Here is a 23,284-nt window from a genome sequence, read left to right on the forward strand (position 1 = left end):
AAATCAGACCTGTGCAACAGAAGGAAGTGAGGACGCGCCCATGTTCGGCATCGCTGCGTGGGGAATCAGCGCACCCCGGTATTGGACGACCTGGGCCGCCAGGCGATGACCCCAGCGGGCGGCCTGCTCCGGATCGCCGCCGCGCAGGCGGCAGGCCAGGTAGGCGGCGCTGAACGAATCACCGGCAGCGGTGGTGTCGACGACATGGGAAACGGTTTGCGCGGGCACGTCGAAACGCCCCGTCGGGCACTGGACCAAGCAACTGGCGGCGCCACGCTTGAGGGCGACTTCGCGCACGCCCACCTCTGCATAGGCACTGAACAAGGCCTCCGGGTCGCGATAGCCGAACAGTGCCGCGTCATCTTCCCAGGTGACCAGGGCCAGGTCGGTCAGGTGCAACAGGTCGCGGTAGGCCTGCCGGGCGGTTTCAGGATCGGGCCAAAGGTGGGGACGGTAGTTGTTGTCGAAGACGATGCGCGTGCCGGCCCGGCGGGCCAGGTGCACGGCGTCGATCAAGCGTTGGCGCCCTGCTGGCGTGAGGATCGCCAGGCTGATGCCGCTCAGGTAGGCGTAGTCGTAGTCGGCCAGTGCCTCGAGCATGGTGTCGGCCTCGGGGCCTTCGAACATGCGTCGCGCCGCCGCTTCCCCGCGCCAGTAGTGGAAACGCCGCTCGCCGTGTGGATCGGTCTGGATGAAATACAGCCCGGGCAGCGCATCTTCGATCACGCGGACATGGGCGTCACCGATCCCTTCGGCCAGCCAGGAGCGGCCCATGGCGACGCTGAACGCATCGTTGCCCACGGCCGTCATGTAGTCCACGGCCACAGCGCCACGGGGATTCAATCGGGCCAGGTAGACCGCGGTGTTGAGCGTATCGCCACCGAACGTCTGCGTGATCGCGGCGCCCGGCTCACCGCGCATCTCGATCATGCATTCCCCCACCAGCACCACCTTCAGCGGGCGAGTGAAGCGGGTCTCGGAGCCATGGTTATGCGTCAAATCCATCATTACGCGCCTTTTCTTTATTTTTAAAACGGCGTTTCATTTTTATCTCAAGGCCCGAGTCTAGTCAGATTTCCGCCCTCGTCAAGGAAAAATGAAACAGCGTTTTGTTCTGCTAGCGTATATCCTTGGGTTTTACTTTCACGTTGGAGCCTTCATGGACAACAGCGTCATTCCAAACAACGATCTGGTGTCGGCGGTGGGCCGGACCATGGCCGTGCTTGAGGCACTGGCCGAGCATCCGGAAGAAAGCGGCGTGTCGGAAATCGCCACCAAGCTGGACATGTCCAAGGCCACGGTCTATCGCTTCCTCCAGTCGCTCAAGGCCCGTGGGTATGTGGTGCAGGACGCCGAGGACCGTTATCGCCTCAGCGTCCGGCTGTTCGAATTGGGCGCCCAGGCCCTGCCCCACCTGGACATCGTCCGGGAAGCGGAGCCCGGGATGCGCAGGATCAACGAGCTGACGGGCGAGACCGTGCACCTGGGGATTCTCGACGAAGGCAGCATCGTCTACGTGCACAAGATCGACTCCAAGTACAACCTGCGCATGTACTCGCGGATCGGTCGGCGGGCGCCGTTGTACTGCACCGGCATCGGCAAGGTGCTGATGGCCTGGCTCGAAGAAGACGAACTGCTTGCCCACCTGGCGCTGGAAAGCTTCGAGCGCCGTACCGCCAACACCCTGACCAGCGTCGAGGCGTATCTGCTGGAATTGGAGACCGTTCGCCAGCAAGGCTATGCCGAGGACCATGAAGAATTCGAAGACAACATGCGTTGCCTGGCCGCGCCAATCCGCGACCGTTTCGGCCACGTGATCGGCGGGATGAGCGTTTCATTCCCGTGCTTTCGCTTCCGGGAAGAGTTGAAGCAGGACTACGTCAAGCAACTGATGCAAGCCACCCAACAGATTTCACGTCAGTTGGGTTGGCATGCGGGGTAACAGCAAAACCCCATGTGGGAGCGAGCCTGCTCGCGAAAGCGTCAGCACATCCAACATCACTGCAAACTGACCCTCCGCTTTCGCGAGCAGGCTCGCTCCCACAATGGATCTTCAGCAGGCTCAAAATTCATGTGTACCGCAAAACCTGTGGGAGCGGGCTTGCTCGCGAAGGCGTCAGCACATCCAACATCAGTGCAAGCTGGCCCTCCGCTTTCGCGAGCAGGCTCGCTCCCACAGGTCCCAACTGACTGGCCTCAGAACCAGGTTTCCATCTGGATGCCGTACTGCCAGGTGCCGCCGGCGTTGAAGTCGGTCTTGCCGAAGGCGTCCGTGGTGCTGTACCTGTCCAGGTCCGACGACCAGTTCATGACGCTGGCGAACAGGCGCAGCTCAGGGCGGGTGAGCAGATCGCCCAAGTCGGGCTTGAAAGTCGGGGCAACGGTGAATTTCCAGAAGTTGCCGTCGACCGCATTACGTTGCAGGTAGCCCTTGGGGTCGAGCTGCATGGTTTGCCAACTCATCTCGTAGGCCATGTCGAAATTGCTGTTGATCTCGTTGGCCAACCGCACGTTGAGGGTCATCCAGCGGTAGTCGTCGCCCTTGACGTAACGGTCCTTGCTTTGCTCGGCCAGCAGGCTCGGGCCGATGCGCCAGTTGGGCGCCAGCGGCGTCTCGCCGTACAGCGCCAGACGCAGGGCACGGGCGTCGTCGATCAGTTCGCCGTCGGCGCCGACATTCTTGACCTCCGCCCCCAACCCCTGGCCATAGAGCAGCGCCGTCTTGAAGAAGCCTTCGCGGCCGAAGAAGTTTTTCTGGTGATTGGCGACCATGCTGTGCAAGCCGGAATCGGCCGGCGTCAGCCCTGCTTCGTTGACGCGGGTGCCGACGTCGTTTTTCTTCGAGCCGATGGCGTTGAACATCCACTGCCACTGCCCGCCGTCGAAAAACTGATTGGAGGTCAGGATGTAGCTTTCCACATCGGCATTGACGCCGCCCTCGCTGAAATCCCCGTAGTTACGACCGATCAACGAGTAGTTCGAGCGCCAGTCCTTGGTCATCTGTATGTCATAGATGCCGCCGCCAGTGCCGGCCAGATAGACCACGTCCGAGTCCAGCCAGTGAATGTCGAAGTTGTCCCTGTCGAAACGCTTGCCGGCCCACAAGGTGGAGTTTTCGAACATCGAACTGCCCTTGAATGCCGCCAGGTGATCGAGTTCGGTGAACACCTGGCGCACGTTCAGGTTGCTTTCCTCGGCGGTCCAGTCGTTGGAACTCTCCACGCCATCGGCGATGGACACCGTGAATTTGGAGCGGGTGCCGTTCTGCGCATACAGCTCTTTCGACAAGTCGATGCGCATGTAGGTGTCGTCCTCGTTACCGAGTCGCCCGACGGCGCCGCCGACAGAACCGGCCGGGGTGGTGTACGGACCGCCACGACCGCCGCCCAACCCATCGTTGATGAGCAAGCCGGAACGGGCGTAGCCCTTGAAGCTGAAGCCGTCGGTGAGGTGTGCGCCACTGCCCGGCTTTTCCGTGCCTTGCTGACTGGCCTCGAGTTTTGCCAGGCGGGCATCGACCGTTGGCGTCGCAACGGCGGCGACAACCGGTGGCGTGGCGAGTTTGATTTGCTGCAATTCCCTGGCGAGTGCCTGGGTTTGCTGTTCGGCGGCGGCGGCACGTTTTTCGGCTGCGCTGGCACGGGCCTCGAACGCGGCCATGCGCTCTTCCAGCGTCGCGGCCTGAGAAGTGGTCGCCGAGACGCCGAGCACGCTTGCGAATAGCCAGCTTGATGCTTTCTGCATGTGGATTTCCCCTGTTTTGTTTTTATTGTTCTGTTGCCGCGAACGGCCTTTTTCGCCCAGGTCATGAATTGTCTAACCGAAGGAAAAAAAGGATGCCTCAGCGCAAATACACTGCTACATTTGGCGATGTTAACGTTAACTTTTCTAAAAACAAAAATAAAGAGGGCTTTATGAAACAGCTCAAATCGCTCCTTCCAGCGGCGTTGCTCGGCCTTTGCGTCGGCTTTCCAACCCTGTCGATGGCCGCCAACCTGACGATTTCCTGCGGGGCCGTGGGCGCGGAATTGCAACTGTGCAAGGAGGCTGTCGAGGCCTGGTCGAAGCAGACCGGCAACAGCGTCGAGGTAGTGTCCACGCCTAACTCGGCGACCGAGCGGCTGTCGTTCTACCAGCAGATCCTCAGCGCACAATCCAGCGATATCGACATCATCCAGATCGACATGGTGTGGCCGGGCATGCTGGCCAAACACTTGATGGACCTGCGCGAAGTGCTGCCTGCCGACGCCACCCAAGGGTATTTCCAGGCCCAGGTGGACAACGCCACGGTGAACGGGCGCCTGGTCACCATGCCGTGGTTCACCGATTCGGGGCTGCTGTATTACCGCAAGGACTTGCTCGAGAAATACAACAAGCCCGTGCCCCAGACCTGGGAAGAAATGACCACGACCGCCAGGGCTGTCCAGCAAGCCGAGCGCGATGCCGGGAACGCCAACGCCTGGGGTTATGTGTTCCAGGGACGCGCCTATGAAGGCCTGACGTGCAATGCCTTGGAGTGGATCAGCAGTCAACCGCAAGGCGGACTGGTCAACGCCCAAGGCGACATCGTGGTCAACAGCCAGGCCTCAAGGGCGGCGTTGACCTTGGCCAAAAGCTGGGTCGGCGACATCGCCCCCCGTGGCGTGCTCAATTACACCGAGGAAGAAGGACGCGGTGTGTTCCAGTCGGGCAATGCACTGTTCATGCGTAACTGGCCCTATGTCTGGGCCCTGGTGCAAAGCCAGGACAGCGCCGTGAAGGACAAGGTCGGCGTCGCGCCCCTGCCCCGCGGCGGCGCGACGGGCACCCACGCCTCCACACTCGGCGGCTGGGGCCTGGCGGTGTCGCGCTACAGCGCCAACCCCAAGCTCGCCGCCGAACTGGTGAGCTACCTGAGCAGCGCCCAACAGCAGAAACACCGCGCCCTGGTAGGCGCCTATAACCCAGTGATCGAGTCGCTCTACCAGGATCCCGAGTTGCTCGCGGCCATGCCTTACTACAGCCAACTGCACAGCATTCTCAACGATGGGGTCATGCGCCCCGCCTCGATCACCGCCGACCGCTATCCACGGGTCTCCAACGCGTTCTTCGATCAAGTGCATGGCGTGCTGGCGGGCGAGCGGCCGGTGGATCAGGCCCTGGCCGAGCTGGAAAGCGAACTCACACGAATCAAACGCCGGAACTGGTAAGCCACAAGGAAGGAAATCACCATGTCTGCCTCCACCACACTCGCTCCTGACGACGAGTACCTGCTCACCCGGGAAACGCCGGTACAACGCCGTCGCGTTCGCGCTGCCTGGCTGTTCCTGGCCCCGATGCTGCTGTGCCTGGCCCTGGTGGCCGCCTGGCCGCTGTTGCGCACGTTCTGGTTCAGCCTGACCGACGCCAGCCTGGCCGACACCGGCGACGCGACCTTTGTCGGCTTGAGTAACTACCTGTTTTATAGCGGCTCCGCCTGGTCAGGCCTGCTCGTCGATCCACAGTGGTGGAACGCGGTGCGCAACACCTTGCACTTCACCGTGGTGTCGGTGGGATTGGAAATGGTCCTGGGGCTGCTGGTGGCGCTGCTGCTCAACGTCCAGTTCAACGGACGCGCCCTGGTGCGGGCGTTGATCCTGATCCCCTGGGCGATCCCGACCATCGTCTCGGCGAAAATCTGGTCATGGATGCTCAACGACCAGTTCGGCATCATCAATCACCTGATGCTCGGCCTCGGCCTGATCGACGCGCCCCTGGCCTGGACCGCCGACGCGGACCTGTCGATGTGGGCGGTGATCATCGTCGACGTCTGGAAGACCGTGCCGTTCGTTACCCTGCTGATGTTGGCGGCCTTGCAAATGCTGCCCAGCGATTGCTACGAAGCCGCCCGGGTCGATGGCATTCACCCGGTTAGGGTGTTCTGGCGCGTCACCCTGCCGCTGCTGATGCCGGCGTTGTTGGTGGCAGCGATCTTCCGCATCCTCGATTCCCTGCGGGTCTTCGACGTTATCTATGTGTTGACCTCGAACTCGTCGAGCACCATGAGCATGTCGGTGTATGCCCGCCAGCACCTGGTGGAATTCCAGGACGTCGGTTACGGCAGCGCCGCCTCGACCTTGCTGTTCCTGGTCGTCGCGGTGATCGCCATGGCTTATCTGTACCTCGGACGCCGTCAGCTGGAGGTGCGTTCATGAGCCTGCGGTTGCTGAAAAAAGCCCTGTTGCGCCTCGGGTTCTGGTGCTTGATCGGAATCTTGCTGGTGTATGCGGTCTTCCCGTTCTACTACGCCATCGTCACGTCCCTGAAGCCGTCCAGTGCCCTGTTCCAGGTGAGCTACTGGATCGACAATCCCGACTTTTCCAACTATGCCGCCGTGCTCAACCAGGCCTCGTTCCTGCGGGCCATCGGCAACTCGCTGGTGGTGGCGCTGTGCGTGGTCACCCTGGCGCTGTTCCTCAGCCTGACCGCCGCTTATGCCTTGGGTCGGGTGAAGTTTCGCGGGCGCGGTCCGGTGTTGATGATGGTCTTGGGCGTTTCGATGTTTCCCCAAGTCGCGGTGCTGTCGGGACTGTTCGAGGTGATCCGTTTCCTGGGCCTGTACAACACCTCTTGGGCGTTGATCCTGAGCTACACGATTTTCACCCTGCCCTTCACCGTCTGGGTGCTGACCACCTTCATGGGGCAACTGCCCCATGAGCTGGAAGAGGCCGCGATCATGGACGGCGCCTCACCCTGGATCACCCTGACCCGGGTGCTGTTGCCGCTGCTCTGGCCGGCACTGGTCACCACTGGCCTCTTGGCCTTCATCGCCGCGTGGAACGAGTTCCTGTTTGCCCTGACCTTCACCCTGACCGACTCGCAACGCACGGTCCCGGTGGCCATCGCCCTGATTTCCGGCGGCAGCCCCCATGAGTTGCCCTGGGGCCTGTTGATGGCGGCGTCGGTGCTGGTCACGGTGCCCTTGGTGATTCTGGTGCTGATCTTCCAGCGCCGCATCGTTTCCGGCCTCACTGCCGGTGCGTTAAAGGGTTGAGGCCCAACACAAATAAGAAAGGAACCGCATCGTGATCAAGTTGAAGCTGGACAACGTGAACAAACAATTGGGTGGCGCGCGCATTCTTCGTGACGTCAGCCTGGAAATCTCGGCCGGTGAGTTCGTGGTCTTCGTCGGCCCTTCGGGCTGCGGAAAGTCGACCCTGCTGCGCCTGATCGCCGGGCTGGATTCGATCTGTGGCGGCGACCTGCTGATCGACGGTCGCCGGGTCAACGACCTGGAGCCGCGCGAGCGTGGCGTCGGCATGGTGTTCCAGTCCTATGCGCTGTACCCGCACATGAGCGTCTACGACAACATCAGCTTTGGCCTCAAGTTGGCCAAGACCGAAAAGACCAGCCTGCGCGAGCGGGTGTTGAAAACCGCGCAAATCCTGCAGTTGGACAAGCTGCTGCAACGCAAGCCACGGGAACTGTCGGGCGGCCAGCGCCAGCGCGTGGCCATGGGCCGGGCCATGGCACGGGAGCCAGACATCCTGTTGTTCGACGAGCCACTCTCCAACCTCGACGCCTCCCTGCGCGTGCAGATGCGCAATGAAATCGCCCGCCTGCATGGGCGACTGGGTTCGACGATGATCTACGTGACCCACGACCAGGTCGAAGCGATGACCCTGGCCGACAAGATCGTCGTGCTCAATGGCGGTCGCATCGAGCAGGTCGGCTCGCCACGGGAACTCTACGAGCGTCCGGCCAGCCGTTTTGTCGCTGGTTTCCTCGGTTCACCCCGGATGAATTTCATTGCCGCGTTCCTGCATACGCCGGGCGAAACCAGCCAGGTGGAAAGCCTGGTGCTGGGCATGACGCCCCTGTCCGTCGACAGCTCGGGCCTGGCGGCGAATACCCAACTGAGCCTGGGGATTCGCCCGGAACATCTCTCCCTCAAGGCGGCACAGGGAACGACCGGCCTCGTGGTGAGCGCGGTCGAATACCTGGGGAGTGAAACCTATGTGCACCTCGACGCCGGCCAGGACGAACCCATGGTCTGTCGTTGCGAGGTCAACGCCGGATGGCGGGTGGGTGACCGGGTCGAGCTGCAACTGGATATCGACAACCTGCATGTGTTCGACGCCCACGGCACGGCGTTGAAGCGCCGCACCATCGACAGCCTGCCTGCTGGCGTCGCTCCACGCCCGGCATCTGCGGGCGCCCTATGACCTTGTCCTTGAAGAACATGAACAACCCAATGCCAGCCTCTCTCGAAAGGGCCCAGCAGGCCCTGATCGATAACCTGCCTCACCTGATCCATGACTATCGACCCGACTATCACCTGGCCCCGCCAACGGGTTGGATGAACGACCCTAACGGGGTGGTGTTCTTTCGTGGCGAGTACCACGTGTTCTACCAACACCACCCCTTCGACGCCAAATGGGGCCCGATGTACTGGGGCCATGCCAAGAGTGCCGACCTGGTCCATTGGCAGCACCTGCCCATTGCCCTGGCACCCGGCGACGACTTCGACCGCGACGGCTGTTTTTCCGGTAGCGCGGTGGTATGTGGCGACACCCTGGCGCTGATCTACACCGGGCACACCTGGTTGGGAGACGTCGGTGACGAACGCTTCATCCGCCAGGTCCAATGCCTGGCCACCAGTGTCGACGGCGTCCGGTTCGTCAAGCATGGCGCCGTCATCGAGCACGCCCCGCAAGCGGCAATCATGCATTTTCGCGACCCCAAGGTCTGGCAGGAAGACGGCTATTGGTACCTGATTGCTGGCGCACGCCTGGGCGACACGCCGCTGCTGCCGCTGTACCGCTCCGCCGATCTGCACACCTGGGAATTTCTCGACTACGTGTCCAGCGGCAATGAGGGCGATGGCTACATGTGGGAATGCCCGGATCTGTTTCGCCTGGACGGACGCGATGTGCTGCTGTATTCCCCGCAAGGCATGAAGCCCGAAGGTTATGAACGGCTCAACAAGTACCAGACCGGTTATCGCATTGGCCAGCTCGACAGCGACTGGCACTTCAGCGGCGGGCCGTTCATCGAGCTGGATAACGGTCACGACTTCTACGCCGCGCAAACACTGGTGGCCGCCGATGGTCGGCGCCTGGTGTGGGCCTGGCTGGATATGTGGGAAAGCCCGATGCCGAGCCAGGCCCATCACTGGTGCGGCATGCTCGGTTTGCCCCGCGAGCTGGAATTGCAGGGCGATCGCCTTGGCGTGTTTCCGGCGCGAGAGCTGACGGCGCTGCGCCAGGCGCCGTTGCCGAGCGTCGCGCCATGGGCTGAGTCCGGCAGCCGCTGGGTGCCGCAGGTGACAGGCGACCGGTTGGAAATCCATGTGCACCTGGATCTGCTCGGTTGCAGCGAAGGCCAACTGGGCATCGCCTTGCGCTGCAGTGCCGATGAGCGGGAACAGACGCTGCTTTACTACGACGCGACCCTGCAACGCTTGGTGCTCGATCGCAGCCGCTCGGGTGCGCAAGTGAGCGGTCAGCGCAGCGTGCCGATAGCGCCGACACACACACAACTGCACCTGCGGGTGTTTCTCGATCGCTCGTCCATCGAGGTGTTCGAGGACAATGGCCGTTTCAGCCTCAGCAGTCGCCTCTATCCCCGGCCCGACAGCCTCGGGGTGAAATTGTTGGCCAACGGCACTGGCGGGCGCGTCGCCATTGCCAACGCCTGGTCGCTGGGCTCGGGTTGGCTATGAGTCACGTCATCCGAGTCGCGAGAAGCGCGGGCGCTGTGGCATGATTCGGCGTCAACCTGACTGGCCGCACTTCGCATGACTTCCGTGAAAGACGTTGCACAGCTGGCCGGCGTATCCCTGATGACGGTTTCGCGAGCGCTCAACACGCCGGAAAAACTGAGCCCCGAAACCCTCGAACGGGTCCGTCGCGCCATCGATGAACTGCAATTCGTACCGAGCCTGTCGGCGCGCCGGATGCGCGGCGACAACCTGCAAGCACGCACCATCGGGGTGTTCGCACTGGACACCGCGACCACGCCGTTCGCCGTCGAGTTGCTGCTGTCCATCGAGCAGACCGCGCAGCAGGCGGGCTGGAATGTGTTCATCCTCAACCTGCTGAGCAACCCGCCCACCGACCAGAACATCGACCTGATGCTGTCGCACCGCCCCGATGGCTTGATCTTCAGCGCCATGGGCTTGCGCCAGGTGAGCATTCCCGAGCGACTCAAGCGCAAACCGCTGGTGCTCGCCAATTGCCTGGCCGATGACCACCAGTTGGTCAGCTATGTGCCGGATGATGAAGCCGGGCAGTATCGCGCCGTGCATCATGCGTTGAGCCAAGGCTACCGGCGCCCGCTGTGCATCAATTTGCCCAGGAAAAGTGTGGCCTGGCGCCTGCGTCAGCAAGGCCTGCAACGCGCCTGCCAGACCTTCGGGCTGGCGCCGGATGCACTCCTGCAATACGATCTTTCCGATCACGATGCCTACGGTGAAACCGCCGCGATTCTCGACCGGCATATCGTCGACGGCCGTCCGCAATTCGACATCCTGGTCTGCGGCAACGACCGCATCGCCTTTTGTGCCTATCAATGGCTGTTGGGCCGCGGTTTGAAAATTCCCGGCGATGTCGCGGTGCTCGGCTATGACAACATGATCGGCATCGCCGAACTGTTTATGCCGCCATTGACCACGGTGCAACTGCCTTACTACGAGATCGGTCGCCAGGCGGCCCGGCACCTGATCGAGACCCTTGAGGTGTCGGGCCCTCAACCGGTGGATTGCCCGCTGGTGGTCAGGGCATCGCTATAAGGCCGCCGGCAACCTGTGGCCAGAGATGCACCTTTTTGCTTAAGTGAACAGCATCATGATCACTCCAATCCCTGTGGGAGCTGAGCTTGCTCGCGATAGCGGTGGGTCAGGCTGCATTGAAGTTGTATGTGCCGCCGTCATCGCGAGCAAGCTCGGCTCCCACATTGATCTCGGGTGCTTATGATTCGGTGTCCACGGCAGGCTGCTGCGCGGGTGCTGGCGGCAACGACGCGATGATCCGGGCGCGGCACACCTCGAGGATTTCATCGGCCAGGGCGGAATCGTCCGGGCAGGACCGCGACAACATGATCGCGCCGACGGCATGGGCCAACATGTCGAGCATCTTCGCCCTCACCTCTTGCTGCGGCGCCTCTTGCCCGGTGTCGTACTGGCTTTCGAGCGCCGCCAGCGTGTTTTCGATGCCGTTGGCAAAGGTCGCCTTCAGCTCGGGCGGTTGACGGGCAGCATCCCCGCACAGCGCCGCCATGGTGCAACCGCCGCCGGGGGCGTCACGGTGCTCCCTGGACACATAGACATTGACGAACTCAGGCACGCCGATACCCACATTGTTGGTCAGCGATTGCGCCAGGCCGTTCGCGGCCGCTTCGGCCATCAGGTCGGCCTTGGAGCCGAAATGTTTGTAGAAACCGCCATGGGTGAACCCGGCGGCCGCCATCAGATCCGCCACACCCACGCCGTCAAAGCCTCGCTCACGAAACAAGACAGAGGCCGTCTCGACGATGTGCTCCCGATTGGCCTGGGCCTGGGCCTTGGTTACGCGCATTTTCCACTCCCTCGTGCTACTCAAAATCATGCTCACATCATACATAGATGTCGAGCATAATCAAATTCGTTGACAGTTTAGATTTCGGTCATCATCCTAATGAAAAGCCCCGCTCGCGTCGGCAAGCTGCCCACAACGCTTCTCCAAACATACGGAAACAAGACACCATGACCGACCAGAACCTGTTCACGCCCTACACGTTGGGTAATCTCACACTGTCCAATCGAGTGGTCCTGGCACCGCTGACACGTAACCGCGCGGGGCAAGGTTTTGTACCGAGCGAGTTCGCGGCCACTTACTACAGCCAACGTGCGTCCGCCGGCCTGCTGATCTCCGAGGCGTCACAGATTTCCCGGCAAGGCCAGGGCTATCAGGACACGCCTGGGATCTACACGCCGGCGCAGATCGACGGCTGGCGCAAAGTCACCGATGCCGTGCATACCAAAGGTGGGCGGATATTCCTGCAACTGTGGCATGTCGGCCGGGTTTCCCACGTCGACCTGCAAGAAAACGGCGCCGCCCCAGTCGCCCCCTCCGCCTTGCGTCCGGCGACCAAGGTGTTCGTCAACAACCGTTTCGAGGACGTTTCCGAACCGCGAGCGTTGGACATCGATGAGTTACCGGGGATCGTCAACGATTTTCGCCAGGCGGCGGCGAACGCCATCGCGGCGGGATTTGATGGCGTAGAGATCCACGGCGCGAACGGTTATCTGCTGGACCAGTTCCTCAAGGACGGCGCCAACGTGCGCACCGATGCCTATGGCGGCTCGATTGAAAATCGTGCTCGCCTGCTGCTGGAAGTGACCGCAGCCGTCGTGGAAGAAATCGGGGCCGAACGCACCGGCCTGCGCCTCTCGCCCGTCTCGCCGGCCAATGGCGTGTCCAGCAGCGCGCCCCAGGCCCAGTTCGACTACCTGGTCGATCAGCTCAACGCCTTGGACATCGTTTATCTGCACGTGGTTGAAGGCGCGACAGGTGGGCCGCGCGACGTTGCCCCCTTCGACTTCGGCTCATTGCGCCAGCGCTTCAGGAACACCTACATCGCCAACAACGGCTACGACCTGGACCTGGCCACCGCGCGTCTCGTTGAAGACCAGGCTGACCTGATCGCTTTCGGCCGGCCGTTCATCGGCAACCCGGACTTGGTCGAGCGGCTCAAGACCGGCTCGCCATTGTCGGCCTTCAATCCCGCCACGCTCTACGGCGGCGGTGCGGCGGGCTACATCGACTACCCGACGCTCGCTGAATCCAGCGCGCGGTAATCCTGACCAGAACCCATCGGCGCACCTGGAAAACAGCGCGCTAACTTCCCCTGAAAAAGAGAATTACCCATGGACACTCGCACAACCGTTCTCATCACTGGCGCCTCCACCGGCATCGGCGCTGTCTATGCCCAGCGCTTTGCCCAACGCGGGCACAAACTGGTCCTGGTGGCCCGCGACAGCACGCGCTTGGAAGCCCTGGCCGCCAAGCTGCGCAGCGAACACAACGTTGCCATCGACATTCTCCAGGCCGACCTCACCCAGATCAGCGACCTGACTACCGTCGAAGCCCGCCTACGGGACGACGCCAGCATCGGCATCCTGGTCAATAACGCCGGTGCCGCCCAGTCCGGCAGCTTCATCGAACAGTCGACCGACAGCGTCGCGCACCTCGTGTCGCTCAACACCACCGCGCTGGTCCGGCTGGCCAGCGCCATCGCCCCGCGCCTGGTCCAGGCGGGTGACGGGGCGATCATCAACATCGGCTCCGTCGTGGGCCTGGCACCGGAGTTCGGCATGTCGGTCTACGGCGCGACCAAGGCGTTCGTGTTGTTTCTCTCCCAGGGCCTCAGCCTGGAACTGTCCCCGAAAGGCGTCTACGTTCAAGCTGTCCTGCCTGCGGCCACTCGCACCGAGATCTGGGAACGCGCGGGCATCGACATCAACACCTTGAACGAAATCATGGAAGTCGCTGACCTGGTCGATGCCGCGCTGGTCGGCTTCGATCGTCGCGAGCCGGTCACCATCCCGCCCTTGCAGGAAGAGGCGCGCTGGGATGCCTTGCAGGCGGCGCGCCAAGGCCTGCTCGGGCAAATCAAGCAGTCCCAGGTTGCCGAGCGCTATCAAGACCTGCCGTGATCGACGTCTAGCGGCCCCCGGCGCGAAGGAACGCGCCGGATGGCTCGATGGCTGGCCAGCCTGCTGCCCCTTATGAGAACCAAGCACCATGAAGGCATTTCTAATCGACCGCTACGGTAAGCACAGTGGCCGTATCGGCGAGGTACCGGCCCCTGAAGTGGCTGACCACGACGTTCTGGTCCGCGTCCACGCCGCCAGCGTCAACCTCCTGGATTCGAAGATCCGCAAAGGCGAATTCAAGCTGATCCTGCCCTACTCGTTTCCGTTGACATTGGGGCATGACGTCGCCGGGGTGGTGATGCGGGTGGGATCCCGTGTCGAGCAATTCAAGCCGGGCGATGAAGTCTATTCCCGCGCCCCGGATGGGCACATCGGCACCTTTGCCGAGCAAATTGCAGTGAACGAAAATGCCCTGGCCCTGAAACCGGCAAACCTCAACATGGAAGACGCCGCCGCCCTGCCCTTGGTCGCCCTGACGGCCTGGCAGGTATTGGTGGAAACCGCGGGATTGAAGAAAGGGCAAAAGGTCTTTATCCAAGCCGGTTCAGGGGGCGTCGGCACCCTCGCCATCCAGCTTGCCAAACACCTCGGTGCCTTCGTTGCGACCACCACCAGCACCACCAATGTGCCTTGGGTCAAAGCGCTGGGAGCTGACGTTGTCATCGATTACAAGCAGCAGGATTTCTTCAGCGTCCTGCAGGACTATGACGTCGTATTGAACAGCCTGGGCGCCGATGAACTGGAGAAGTCGCTGAAGATCCTCAAGCCCGGCGGCCAGCTCATTTCCATCTCCGGACCACCCTCCCCGCAGTTCGCCCAGGCCCAGGGATTTTCCTGGCCGCTGCGGCTGATCATGGGCCTGTTGAGCAGTGGCATCCGCCGCAAGGCCCGCCGAAAAGGTGTGAATTACGCGTTCGTGTTCATGCGCGCCAGTGGCGCGCAACTGCGCGAGATCACGACGCTCGTTGAGTCCGGCAGCCTCAAGCCGGTGATTGACCGAGCCTTCCCTTTCGAGGCGACGGCCGATGCCTTGAGCTACGTCGAACAAGGACGCGCCAAGGGCAAGGTCGTCATCAATGTCCACTCAGGAATGGCCGATGAGTGAAACCCGTTTGCCCACGTTCATCACCACACCGCAATATGCGAATCCGCCCGGGGTTCGGTCCCACCGCACAGCACACCGCTGACTGGGTCGCGCAGGATGATCTGGCCGCGACCATAGTCGGTCAGGTCACTGGCGATCTGAACCTCATGCCCCCTGCGCGCCAGGGCATTGGCCAGGTCCCGTGAAGCCCCGTGCTCGATCCCGACCTTCATGTCGCCCAGCCATTGCCAGCGCGGAGCGTCGAGGGCCGCTTGCGGGTTCAGGCCGAAATCCACCAGGTTCATGACCATCTGCACATGTCCCTGGGGCTGCATGTAGCCGCCCATCACGCCGAAGGGGCCAAGGGCCTCGCCATCGCGGGTAAGGAATCCGGGAATGATGGTGTGGAAGGTCTTCTTGCCTGGGGCCAGGCAGTTGGCGTGGCTCGGGTCGAGGCTGAATTCCTGCCCACGGTTCTGCAAGGCGATGCCGCTGTCGGGCAGCACCACGCCGGAGCCGAACCCGTGGTAGTTGCTCTGGATGAACGAGACCATGTTGCCCTCGCCATCCGCGGTCGCCAGGTACACCGTGCCGCTGGCGTGGGGGTCGCCGGGCGCGGGCGGTTGGGCCTGCTCGCCAATCTGCCCTCTGCGATGGGCGCTGTAGTCATCGCTGAGCAGGTCAGTCACCGCCACGCGCATGTGCAGGGGGTCGGTGATGTAGTGCAGGCCGTCGCTGTAGGCCAATTTCATCGCTTCCAATTGACGATGCCAGGTCTGTTGGCTGTCGCGCTGATCAAAGTCGAAGCCTTCCAGAATCTTCAGGGCCATCAAGGCCACCAGGCCCTGCCCGCTCGGCGGGATTTCCCAGACATCCACGCCTCGGTAATTGACGTGTATAGGGTCGACCCACTGGGCGCGATAATCCTTGAGGTCCGAGGCGCGCAGGTAGCCGCCGCCGGCCCGGGAGTGAGCGTCCAGGCGCTCAGCCAAGGCACCGCGATAAAGGCTTTCGCAGGCGGTGTCGGCCAGCTCCTGGAGCGTGCGCGCCTGGGCCGGGTTGCGAAAGATCTCCCCGGCCCGTGGCGCCCGGCCGTCGATCAGGAACGTCTCGAACCAGGCGTCCAGCACGGCGTCCCGATGGGGTGCGAACTCGTTCACAGCGATCTGCCATTGATGGGCAACCACCGGCGACAGCGCAAAGCCGTCCCGGGCCAGGCTGATGGCCGGTTGCAGCAGCTCGGCGAAGGGCAGCTTGCCAAAGCGTCGGGACAGCTCGGCCCAGGCAGATGGGCAGCCCGGGACCGTCACGGGTGTCCAGCCATAGACCGGCATTTTTTCATGGCCAGCGGCCTTGACCGCCTCGATGCTCAAGGCCGCCGGCGCATGGCCGTTGCCGTTGAGGCCATGCAGTTGGCCCTTGCACCAGACCAGCGCGAAGGCGTCACCACCGATCCCGCAGCCCGTGGGCTCCACCACCGTCAGCGCCGCCGCCGTGGCGATGGCGGCGTCGATGGCGTTGCCGCCTTTTTGCATGATCTCGATGCCCGCCTGGGCCGCCAGGGGTTGGGACGCGGCGACCATGCCCCGACGGGCGAAAACGCTCTGGCGCTGCGACGGATAAGGGTACTCGTGGGCTGAAAATTTAAGCATGGCAAAAACTCTTCAATACAGGAATTCGGTGGCCGGGGAATATCACAACACGCGGCTGAGAAACGCCCGGGTGCGCGGATGAATCGGATGACAGAAAATCTGCTCCGGCGGCCCTTGCTCGATCAGCTCGCCCTGGTCGAGCACCACCACACGGTCCGCCACTTCCCGGGCAAAGCCCATTTCATGGGTCACCACGACCATGGTCATGCCCTCCTCGGCCAACTCCTTCATCACCTGCAGCACCTCGCCGACGGTTTCCGGGTCGAGGGCGCTGGTGGGTTCATCGAACAGCATGGCCTGGGGTTTCATGGCCAGGGCCCGGGCAATCGCCACCCGCTGTTGCTGGCCGCCGGAGAGCATCGATGGGTAGTGATCGGCCTTGTCCGCCAGGCCGACCCGCTCCAGCAACCCACGGGCCTGTTCCAGCGCGGCGGCGCGAGTCACTCCAAGCACCTGGATCGGCGCCTCGATGATGTTTTCCAAGGCGGTCATGTGGGGAAACAGGTTGAAGCGCTGGAACACCATGCCGATGTCCCGCCGCTGCCGGGCGATGTTGCGCTCCGACTCGCGCACCAGGCTGCCATCGGCCCGTTCGCGATAGCCCATGGGCTGGCCATTGACGCGGATGCGTCCGCCCTGGATGTCTTCCAGCAGGTTGATGCAACGGATGAACGTGGTCTTGCCCGAGCCCGACGCACCGATCAGCACCACCACTTCGCCGCGCCGCACTTGCAACGAGATGCCCTTGAGAATCTGCAACTCGCCGAAGGACTTGTGAACGTCCAGCGCCTCGATGATCAACTCTTCGCTTTTATGCGCCATGGTCAACGTGCCCTCAGCAGGTTCAAAGTGCTGCGACCGAACATCCGCGTCGACGCCGGCGGTGGCGACGAAGGTCGGTCCGATTGACCGAAACGGGCCTCCAGCCAGCGCTGGAAAAAGCCCCACAACGTGGTCAGCAACAGGAAGTAGATCGCCACCACCAGGTACAACTCGAACACCCGGAACGTCGCCGAGGTGACCATTTGGGTACTGAGCAACAATTCCTGGACGCCGATCACGCTGACCAGCGTGGTGTTCTTGAGCATCACGTTGAACTCGTTGCCCAACGGCGGAACGATGACCCGGAACGCCTGGGGCAGGACAATGCGCCGCATCAGTTTGGCGAAGGTCATTCCCAGGGAACGTCCGGCCTCGTATTGACCCTTGTCCACCGCACCGATGCCGGCGCGGATGATCTCGGCCATGTAGGCGCCCTCGTTGAGGCCCAGGGCGATGATCGCCGCCTGGATATTGCCGGGAATCACCAGCCCAAACAGGTCGATGTCTTCGAAGCGGAAAATCCCGCCAGCGGCCAGCGCGGTGTAGAGAAAGACGATCTGCACCAGCAACGGCGTGCCGCGCATCAGCCACACGTAAAAGCGCACCGGCACATGCAGCAACGGGTTCTTCGACAACCGCAACAGCGCCGCCGCCAGCCCTAGCATGCAGCCCAGCAACATCGCCAGCACACTGATCAGGCAGGTCAGCCAGAGCCCGGTGAGGTACACCCCACTGGGCTGGAGCAGGTACTGCCAGAACACATCCCAATTGAAATTCATCGACGGTTCACCTTAATCAAGGGTGTCACTGGAGACATGCCATTTGCCGAGCAGTTGGCTGTAGCTGCCATCGCTGCGCATATCGCCGATCACCTGCTGCACGGCGGCGGTCAGTTGCGGATCGTCCTTGCGAATACCCAGGCCGGTGAGAATCCGGCTGAAGGCCGGCACGCCTTCCTCGAACAGGTCGGGGGCCATGGTGGCGTAGTAACCGGCGGTTTCCACGGTGGTGCCGTAGGCGTCGACCTGGCTGATGCGCAGGGCCTGGAAGGCATCGGTGTCGGAGTTGTAGACCACCAGTTTCATGGGCGGCTTGCCGGCCTTGGCCAGGGTTGCGTTCTCGGCGTCGAGTAAGGTCTTGATGGTGGAACCGTTGAGCACCGCGACCTTGTGTCCGGAGAGATCCGGCAGCGTCTTGAGGCCCTTTGGATTGCCCTTGGGCACCACCACCGCCTGGCTGGAATACATGTAGTTGACGATGTCGATCACCTCGCGGCGCTCGGGCTTGTCGAACAGCTGGTCGACGATCATGTCGCACTGTTGGGCCAACAGCGCCGGGAGCAATCCGGAAAACGGAATCACCCGCCACTCCACCTTTTTGTCACCCAGGCGCTTGGCGATTTCCAGCCCCAGGTCCACGGTCAATCCCTTGGGTTTCTGCGCCTCGTCGAAGGACACCAGCGGCGGCGAATCCATGCCCGAGCAGTAGACGAGTTTTTCGGCCTTGAGCAAACGCTCCGGGACAACGGGCGCGGCAACCGCCCATTGCGCACAGAAACCCAAGGATAAAGCGGCAACCAACAGGCGAGGCTTATGCATGACCAGACACTCCAGTTCAGTAAATGACGGCAGTACTCAAAGTCAAAACACGGGCAGGGTTCTAATCCCCTGCTCTCGTTATTTTTTCGATTGCAGGAACTCGATCAATTCAGGAACGGTGCCTTCGATGTGCGCACGCACCACCGCCTCGGCCTTCTCGGCATCGCCCCCACGCAGGGCATCGAGGATCAGCATGTGCTCCTGGCGCGCGCTCAAGGGCTTTTCCACGTGCTGCAGCCAGAGGCGCATGGGCGCTTCGATCAGGGAATAAAGTGCGCTGATCTGCTTGAGCAATCGCGGGCGACCGCTGAGGCTGCACAGGTATTCATGGAAGGCGCGATGGCGGCTGACCCACTCGGCGCTCTCCTCGCGGTAATCGTCCATCTCGTCCAGCAAGCGCTCCAGCGCGGCCAACTGGCGCTCACCAATCTTCGCCGTCGCGACACGCACCGCCAGGCCTTCGAGGGCACTGCGCATTTCGAAGACTTCATGCAATTCATTGATGTCGAGGCCGCTGACCACCGCCCCGCGATTGGGCCGCAGCGTCACCAGGCCCTGGGCATCCAGACGGCGAAAGGCTTCGCGCACCGGCATGCGGCTCATGCCGATCTCGTTGGCGATGTCCTCGGCAATCAGCCGGTCGCCCTTGCGTAACCGCCCGCCACAAATGGCATCGAGCAGGAAGTTGTAGGCCTCCTCCTCGGCCGTCATGGGCGGGCGTTCAGCGTACGTCGGAGCAAATTGCATGGCAGCACCTTCTGCATTTTTGTATCCAATTATCCATGGATTCATAAAAGCAGAATGCATGCCAACCACACGCGTTATCGTGCAAGGGTTTGATTTGAAGGAAGTTGCCGAGGAGAACGACTGCCCGTCGCTGGCCCAGGGTCGCACGGGTGTGCTACCAAACAGCTCAGCGGCTGCCTTTTATCGGTGCAGGAAGGCGCTTCGGTAACACCACAGGAGGCCACTCATCACGCCGGTGCCCTGGGCGTGTCCGAGGGTGACTCGCCAAACAGCGCCCGGTAATGGACGGCAAAATGGCTCAGGTGGAAAAACCCCATCGCCACCGCGATTTCACTGACGTTCAGCGCGGCCGCACGGGTCGTGATCAATCGGCGGCGCACCGCATTGAGCCGCAGGTTGCGCAGGTACTCCACCGGACGCATGCCGGTGACGGCCTGGAAACTGTTCTGCAGGGTCCTGCGGCTGACCCGCAATTGCTCGCACAAATCGAGGATGCTCAAGGGCACATCGGCGCTGGCCACCACCAGTTCCTGGCAACGCTTGACCAGGTAGGCACTGACGGCAAAATTGCCGCGCCGGCCGCGCACCTCGTCCGAGGCGTGGCTGAACAGGTCGAGGAAGGCGTTGAGCAACACGTCTTCGAGGATTTTCTCCGCGGCGGGATTGACCGCATCGGTCTGTTCCAAAAGGTGACGAAACAGTGGGTGGATCCGCTGTTGCACCCGGCGCAGCACCACCTCATCCACACTGACCTGGGACACGCTTTTCAAGCGCTTGAGCTGTTCGCCCGACAGTTCGTAGGCCGCGAGCTTGGCAAACCGCACCGTGTCGACGTTGGCCGCGAAGAAATGCGTGCCTTCCGGGGCGTGCAGGACAAAATCTTCGCCATCGCGCAACAGCACGACGCTGTGGGCGCCCACCTGGTGCCCCTGCACCACCGGCGCCCCCCCCAGGGACATGGCAATGCACAAGCGTCCTTTTGGCGCGCAACCGCGCTGCACGACGCGTTTATCCAGCACCTCCTGGAAAATCTGGAAACGCTCGGCGCACACCTGCCGCAGCTCGCTGGACAGGCAACCGCGCCCGAGCTGGTCATAGACTTGTTGCCAGCCCAGGATCGAACCGGCGTGTTGCTGAGGATCATTGAAGGTACGGACTTCGGCGAACATGATCATTGTTCCTCGGTGGCGCTGTGCTTAAACCTGAAGCTGATATCCAAAGAAGTCGATAAACCTGTGGCGAGGGAGCTTGCTCCCGCTTGACCGGGCTGGCGCTCCAGGGCGAAGCGCTCACAAAAATGGGTCTGCTGCGCAGCCCAGCGGGAGCAAGCTCCCTCGCCACGGACTGGTGAACCGTTCTTATTGCCGGAAAACCAAAGCCAGTTCCATGCCAAGCATGTGCAACCGGTACTCGGCAGCCTTGATGTCCAGAGGCGCCAATAAAGCCCCGGACAGCACCACCTGCCCCGCTTCAACGCACTGCCCGTCGGCCAACAAGCGCCGGACCAGCCAGCACAGGTTGGCCTGGGGCGTGTCCTCCCGCGCCTGGGCATTGCCCTCGCCACAGGACACCCCGTCACATTCCAGGCGATAGTTCACGTGGGCCAGTTGCCCCGGATGAAACCTGACCCGCGACCCCAGGCAATACAGCGCCGCGGCAGCATTGTCGGCCAGAAACGCGCCGACGCCGAAACGCCAGCCTTGCCAACGACAGTCGGCGATCTCGAACGCCGGCGCGACCTCGGAAATGGCGGCGAGAATGTCCTCGTCGCTATAGAAACCGGGCACCAGCGTGCGCCCCAGGACAAACGCCAGCTCGATTTCCAACTTCGGCTGGATCAGCCGTGCGAGGGACACCGTCTGTCCAGGTTCCACGAGCATGGCATCGGTCAGCGCCCCCAATACCGGCTCATCGATGCCGAAACGATCCTGGGCGGCGCGGCCGGCGAAGGCCACTTTCCATCCGCTCAGCCGCTCACCGCCGACCTGGCGCCGACGCAGTGCCTCGCGCTGCAAGGTGTAGCCCGTCGGCAAATCGACGGCCTCGGGTTCCAACGAAGGCAAGGCGTGTATGGCCTGCCCGGCATCGTGAAGCCGGACCAGCAGATCCTCTTCGCGCCTCATGACAGTTGCTCCGCCAGTTTGCGCAACACGCCTTCGAGTCGCTCGGGGGTGGTGATCGCCGCAACGAACCGATCCGGCCGCACCACCACGACGCAATCTCGCACCTTGGCAAACCATTCCCCCAGGCGGTTATCGACGTCTTCGACGCAAATGGCACCGCTGGCAGACAAGGGTTGATTGCGCCCCACGCCACTGCGCGAGCGATTGATTTGGATGAAACGCGTGTCCCAACGCGCCCAATAAGCAGCAGTCTGCTCGCTGAGTTGTTCGCTCGGATTGACCCGATACCCCAGCACCGCATACGAATGCCCCAGTACCTCGTCCAGGCGCCGACGCTGACCCTGGGCATCTTCGATGGACGGTTGGATGAACAACTGTCCAACCAGATCATCCTCATGCAACTCGGCACGCTCGTGATACACCAGGCCTTTGGTGATGGTCGCCTTGGGTTTGAATTTGAATTCCAGCAAATGCGAACGCAGGTTGTCGACGCTGTTGACGGCCTGGAACAACCAGTCCCGCACCCCGGCCATCAACGGGTTGGTCAGCCCCAGGACCGCGCCCATGTTGTCGGCCAACGCGATGAGATCGGTCGCATGCCCGCGGCGCTCCTGGTCGTAACTGGCCAGGATCGCCGGCGCCGCCCGCCCCTGGAGAATCGCGGCGAGCTTCCAGCTGACGTTGGCGACATCACGCAGGCCCGAATTGAGCCCCTGCCCGGCCCAGGGCGGGGAAATATGCGCCGCATCCCCCACCAGTGCCACACGGCCCTGGACAAAGCGCGCCGCGACCCGGGAGTTATGGGTGTAGGCGCGGATCCGGATGATTTCAAGTTGATCGACCGCCTCGCCAATATGCCCGCGGATCAAGTCCCGAATCGTCGCCTCTTCGCACATTCTGCCCTCGTCTTCGCCCTCCAGGAGCATGAACTCCCAGCGCCGTTGCTGATACGGCAGGTAGATGCAGACAAACGGCCGCTGAGGGTCGGCATGCAAGGCCGTATAGGGTGCATCGAGGCTGTCGTTGGCCGTGTCGATCACCACCCATTTGCGTGGATGGGTCAGCCCCAGCAGTTCGATGCCGAGTTTCTTGCGCACGCTGGAACGTCCGCCATCGGCGCCGATCACATACTGCGCCTGCAACTGATACAGCTCCCCTTGGGCATCGCGCACCTGCAAGGTCACGCCCTCGGCGTCCTGCTCCAGATCGAGCATTTCATGGCCCTGGCGCAACTCGATACTGGCGTGTTTGCCCAACTGCTCGCGCAGCGTCGTTTCCAGCAACTGTTGCATGAAGATGTTGCGCATGGGCCAGCCATAGTTCGCCGTGCTCGGCTTGACCTCGGCAAAACACACGCCCCGCGCATTGTAGTAACGCAGGGGCACGTTGCAGATCATGTCGCGTGCGGCCAGCTCAGCGATGCCGACGCCCTGCAACACCCGCAGCGCCTCGTCATCCATGCCCACCGCACGGGGATACGGGAGGACGCCGTCAGCCAATTCGAGGACGATGCAGTCGATACCGTACAGCCCCATGTAATGAGCGGCCGTGATCCCGTTCGGGCCGCCGCCCACGATGACTACCTGGGTTTTCTCCTGCTTCAT

21 protein-coding genes are annotated in these 23,284 nt (G+C 62.4%); 10 read left to right on the forward strand and 11 right to left on the reverse strand.

Annotated features, from left to right (window positions below):
• Nucleotides 1-3: 3 nt before the first annotated feature.
• Nucleotides 4-1,005, reverse strand: a complete 1,002-nt coding sequence (locus ACLH0I_RS17450) for a sugar kinase (RefSeq protein ID WP_411384917.1) — start codon at nucleotides 1,003-1,005, stop codon at nucleotides 4-6.
• Nucleotides 1,006-1,159: 154 nt separating this feature from the next.
• On the opposite strand from ACLH0I_RS17450, the gene kdgR reads away from it, so the two are divergent.
• The gene (kdgR, locus tag ACLH0I_RS17455; RefSeq protein WP_250964369.1) at nucleotides 1,160-1,942 is read left to right on the forward strand and encodes a DNA-binding transcriptional regulator KdgR; all 783 of its coding nucleotides are present in this window, start codon (nucleotides 1,160-1,162) and stop codon (nucleotides 1,940-1,942) included.
• Nucleotides 1,943-2,196: 254 nt separating this feature from the next.
• Here kdgR and ACLH0I_RS17460 read toward each other — a convergent pair whose 3' ends face one another.
• Nucleotides 2,197-3,744, reverse strand: coding sequence for a carbohydrate porin (locus ACLH0I_RS17460; RefSeq protein WP_411384918.1), 1,548 nt, complete (start codon nucleotides 3,742-3,744; stop codon nucleotides 2,197-2,199).
• Nucleotides 3,745-3,914: 170 nt separating this feature from the next.
• On the opposite strand from ACLH0I_RS17460, the gene ACLH0I_RS17465 reads away from it, so the two are divergent.
• From ACLH0I_RS17465 to ACLH0I_RS17490, 6 genes are all read left to right on the forward strand, one after another.
• The gene (locus ACLH0I_RS17465) at nucleotides 3,915-5,189 is read left to right on the forward strand and encodes an ABC transporter substrate-binding protein (protein ID WP_250964371.1); all 1,275 of its coding nucleotides are present in this window, start codon (nucleotides 3,915-3,917) and stop codon (nucleotides 5,187-5,189) included.
• Between the two features lie 21 nt (nucleotides 5,190-5,210).
• Nucleotides 5,211-6,173: a carbohydrate ABC transporter permease gene (locus ACLH0I_RS17470; RefSeq protein WP_411384919.1), complete on the forward strand. Its 963-nt coding sequence runs from the start codon at nucleotides 5,211-5,213 to the stop codon at nucleotides 6,171-6,173.
• A complete protein-coding gene (locus ACLH0I_RS17475) occupies nucleotides 6,170-7,012 on the forward strand; it encodes a carbohydrate ABC transporter permease (RefSeq protein WP_411384920.1) in 843 nt (280 codons plus the stop codon). Before ACLH0I_RS17470 ends, ACLH0I_RS17475 begins: the two co-directional genes overlap by 4 nt.
• Before the next feature lie 31 nt (nucleotides 7,013-7,043).
• Nucleotides 7,044-8,183 carry an ABC transporter ATP-binding protein gene (locus ACLH0I_RS17480; protein ID WP_411384921.1) on the forward strand — a complete coding sequence of 380 codons (1,140 nt, stop codon included), beginning with the start codon at nucleotides 7,044-7,046 and terminating at the stop codon, nucleotides 8,181-8,183.
• On the forward strand, nucleotides 8,180-9,682 hold the full coding sequence (locus tag ACLH0I_RS17485; protein WP_411384922.1) for a glycoside hydrolase family 32 protein: 1,503 nt from the start codon (nucleotides 8,180-8,182) through the stop codon (nucleotides 9,680-9,682). The genes ACLH0I_RS17480 and ACLH0I_RS17485 overlap by 4 nt, the downstream gene beginning before the upstream one ends.
• 75 nt (nucleotides 9,683-9,757) lie before the next feature.
• A complete protein-coding gene (locus ACLH0I_RS17490) occupies nucleotides 9,758-10,750 on the forward strand; it encodes a LacI family DNA-binding transcriptional regulator (RefSeq protein ID WP_411384923.1) in 993 nt (330 codons plus the stop codon).
• A gap of 178 nt (nucleotides 10,751-10,928) precedes the next feature.
• Here the strand turns inward: ACLH0I_RS17490 and ACLH0I_RS17495 are convergent, their stop codons facing one another.
• The gene (locus tag ACLH0I_RS17495; protein ID WP_186705884.1) at nucleotides 10,929-11,534 is read right to left on the reverse strand and encodes a TetR/AcrR family transcriptional regulator; all 606 of its coding nucleotides are present in this window, start codon (nucleotides 11,532-11,534) and stop codon (nucleotides 10,929-10,931) included.
• Between the two features lie 167 nt (nucleotides 11,535-11,701).
• On the opposite strand from ACLH0I_RS17495, the gene ACLH0I_RS17500 reads away from it, so the two are divergent.
• From ACLH0I_RS17500 to ACLH0I_RS17510, 3 genes are all read left to right on the forward strand, one after another.
• The gene (locus tag ACLH0I_RS17500; RefSeq protein ID WP_411384924.1) at nucleotides 11,702-12,796 is read left to right on the forward strand and encodes an alkene reductase; all 1,095 of its coding nucleotides are present in this window, start codon (nucleotides 11,702-11,704) and stop codon (nucleotides 12,794-12,796) included.
• Nucleotides 12,797-12,865: 69 nt separating this feature from the next.
• A complete protein-coding gene (locus ACLH0I_RS17505; RefSeq protein WP_411384925.1) occupies nucleotides 12,866-13,654 on the forward strand; it encodes an SDR family NAD(P)-dependent oxidoreductase in 789 nt (262 codons plus the stop codon).
• 88 nt (nucleotides 13,655-13,742) lie between these two features.
• Entirely contained in the window at nucleotides 13,743-14,759 is a 1,017-nt protein-coding gene (locus tag ACLH0I_RS17510; RefSeq protein WP_411384926.1) for an NADP-dependent oxidoreductase, read from the forward strand.
• 20 nt (nucleotides 14,760-14,779) lie between these two features.
• Here ACLH0I_RS17510 and ACLH0I_RS17515 read toward each other — a convergent pair whose 3' ends face one another.
• From ACLH0I_RS17515 to ACLH0I_RS17550, 8 genes are all read right to left on the reverse strand, one after another.
• A complete protein-coding gene (locus tag ACLH0I_RS17515) occupies nucleotides 14,780-16,390 on the reverse strand; it encodes a gamma-glutamyltransferase family protein (protein WP_250964380.1) in 1,611 nt (536 codons plus the stop codon).
• Between the two features lie 42 nt (nucleotides 16,391-16,432).
• Nucleotides 16,433-17,212, reverse strand: a complete 780-nt coding sequence (locus ACLH0I_RS17520) for an amino acid ABC transporter ATP-binding protein (RefSeq protein ID WP_053184086.1) — start codon at nucleotides 17,210-17,212, stop codon at nucleotides 16,433-16,435.
• Between the two features lie 2 nt (nucleotides 17,213-17,214).
• Entirely contained in the window at nucleotides 17,215-17,991 is a 777-nt protein-coding gene (locus ACLH0I_RS17525; protein ID WP_250964382.1) for an amino acid ABC transporter permease, read from the reverse strand.
• 12 nt (nucleotides 17,992-18,003) lie between these two features.
• A complete protein-coding gene (locus tag ACLH0I_RS17530; protein ID WP_411384927.1) occupies nucleotides 18,004-18,810 on the reverse strand; it encodes an ABC transporter substrate-binding protein in 807 nt (268 codons plus the stop codon).
• A gap of 78 nt (nucleotides 18,811-18,888) precedes the next feature.
• Nucleotides 18,889-19,557: a GntR family transcriptional regulator gene (locus ACLH0I_RS17535; protein ID WP_250964384.1), complete on the reverse strand. Its 669-nt coding sequence runs from the start codon at nucleotides 19,555-19,557 to the stop codon at nucleotides 18,889-18,891.
• A 227-nt stretch (nucleotides 19,558-19,784) separates the two neighbouring features.
• Nucleotides 19,785-20,726 (reverse strand): helix-turn-helix domain-containing protein, encoded by a 942-nt coding sequence (locus ACLH0I_RS17540; protein ID WP_250964385.1) that lies wholly within the window; start codon nucleotides 20,724-20,726, stop codon nucleotides 19,785-19,787.
• A 189-nt stretch (nucleotides 20,727-20,915) separates the two neighbouring features.
• Nucleotides 20,916-21,680, reverse strand: a complete 765-nt coding sequence (locus tag ACLH0I_RS17545; protein WP_411384928.1) for a 2-keto-4-pentenoate hydratase — start codon at nucleotides 21,678-21,680, stop codon at nucleotides 20,916-20,918.
• Nucleotides 21,677-23,284 carry a bifunctional 3-(3-hydroxy-phenyl)propionate/3-hydroxycinnamic acid hydroxylase gene (locus ACLH0I_RS17550; protein WP_411384929.1) on the reverse strand — a complete coding sequence of 536 codons (1,608 nt, stop codon included), beginning with the start codon at nucleotides 23,282-23,284 and terminating at the stop codon, nucleotides 21,677-21,679. Before ACLH0I_RS17550 ends, ACLH0I_RS17545 begins: the two co-directional genes overlap by 4 nt.

Source organism: Pseudomonas sp. MPB03 (genome assembly GCF_046605385.1).
Classification (GTDB): domain Bacteria; phylum Pseudomonadota; class Gammaproteobacteria; order Pseudomonadales; family Pseudomonadaceae; genus Aquipseudomonas; species Aquipseudomonas zanjanensis.

Bases quoted from the DNA above. Each gene is read 5' to 3' on its own strand.
- ACLH0I_RS17535 (WP_250964384.1), bottom strand. From the start codon at position 19,557: ATGCAATTTGCTCCGACGTACGCTGAACGCCCGCCCATGACGGCCGAG.
- ACLH0I_RS17450 (WP_411384917.1), bottom strand. From the start codon at position 1,005: ATGGATTTGACGCATAACCATGGCTCCGAGACCCGCTTCACTCGCCCG.
- ACLH0I_RS17525 (WP_250964382.1), bottom strand. From the start codon at position 17,991: ATGAATTTCAATTGGGATGTGTTCTGGCAGTACCTGCTCCAGCCCAGT.
- ACLH0I_RS17545 (WP_411384928.1), bottom strand. From the start codon at position 21,680: ATGAGGCGCGAAGAGGATCTGCTGGTCCGGCTTCACGATGCCGGGCAG.
- ACLH0I_RS17515 (WP_250964380.1), bottom strand. From the start codon at position 16,390: ATGCTTAAATTTTCAGCCCACGAGTACCCTTATCCGTCGCAGCGCCAG.
- ACLH0I_RS17475 (WP_411384920.1), top strand. From the start codon at position 6,170: ATGAGCCTGCGGTTGCTGAAAAAAGCCCTGTTGCGCCTCGGGTTCTGG.
- kdgR (WP_250964369.1), top strand. From the start codon at position 1,160: ATGGACAACAGCGTCATTCCAAACAACGATCTGGTGTCGGCGGTGGGC.
- ACLH0I_RS17500 (WP_411384924.1), top strand. From the start codon at position 11,702: ATGACCGACCAGAACCTGTTCACGCCCTACACGTTGGGTAATCTCACA.
- ACLH0I_RS17485 (WP_411384922.1), top strand. From the start codon at position 8,180: ATGACCTTGTCCTTGAAGAACATGAACAACCCAATGCCAGCCTCTCTC.
- ACLH0I_RS17490 (WP_411384923.1), top strand. From the start codon at position 9,758: ATGACTTCCGTGAAAGACGTTGCACAGCTGGCCGGCGTATCCCTGATG.
- ACLH0I_RS17460 (WP_411384918.1), bottom strand. From the start codon at position 3,744: ATGCAGAAAGCATCAAGCTGGCTATTCGCAAGCGTGCTCGGCGTCTCG.
- ACLH0I_RS17510 (WP_411384926.1), top strand. From the start codon at position 13,743: ATGAAGGCATTTCTAATCGACCGCTACGGTAAGCACAGTGGCCGTATC.
- ACLH0I_RS17495 (WP_186705884.1), bottom strand. From the start codon at position 11,534: ATGCGCGTAACCAAGGCCCAGGCCCAGGCCAATCGGGAGCACATCGTC.
- ACLH0I_RS17540 (WP_250964385.1), bottom strand. From the start codon at position 20,726: ATGTTCGCCGAAGTCCGTACCTTCAATGATCCTCAGCAACACGCCGGT.
- ACLH0I_RS17505 (WP_411384925.1), top strand. From the start codon at position 12,866: ATGGACACTCGCACAACCGTTCTCATCACTGGCGCCTCCACCGGCATC.
- ACLH0I_RS17520 (WP_053184086.1), bottom strand. From the start codon at position 17,212: ATGGCGCATAAAAGCGAAGAGTTGATCATCGAGGCGCTGGACGTTCAC.
- ACLH0I_RS17470 (WP_411384919.1), top strand. From the start codon at position 5,211: ATGTCTGCCTCCACCACACTCGCTCCTGACGACGAGTACCTGCTCACC.
- ACLH0I_RS17530 (WP_411384927.1), bottom strand. From the start codon at position 18,810: ATGCATAAGCCTCGCCTGTTGGTTGCCGCTTTATCCTTGGGTTTCTGT.
- ACLH0I_RS17550 (WP_411384929.1), bottom strand. From the start codon at position 23,284: ATGAAGCAGGAGAAAACCCAGGTAGTCATCGTGGGCGGCGGCCCGAAC.
- ACLH0I_RS17465 (WP_250964371.1), top strand. From the start codon at position 3,915: ATGAAACAGCTCAAATCGCTCCTTCCAGCGGCGTTGCTCGGCCTTTGC.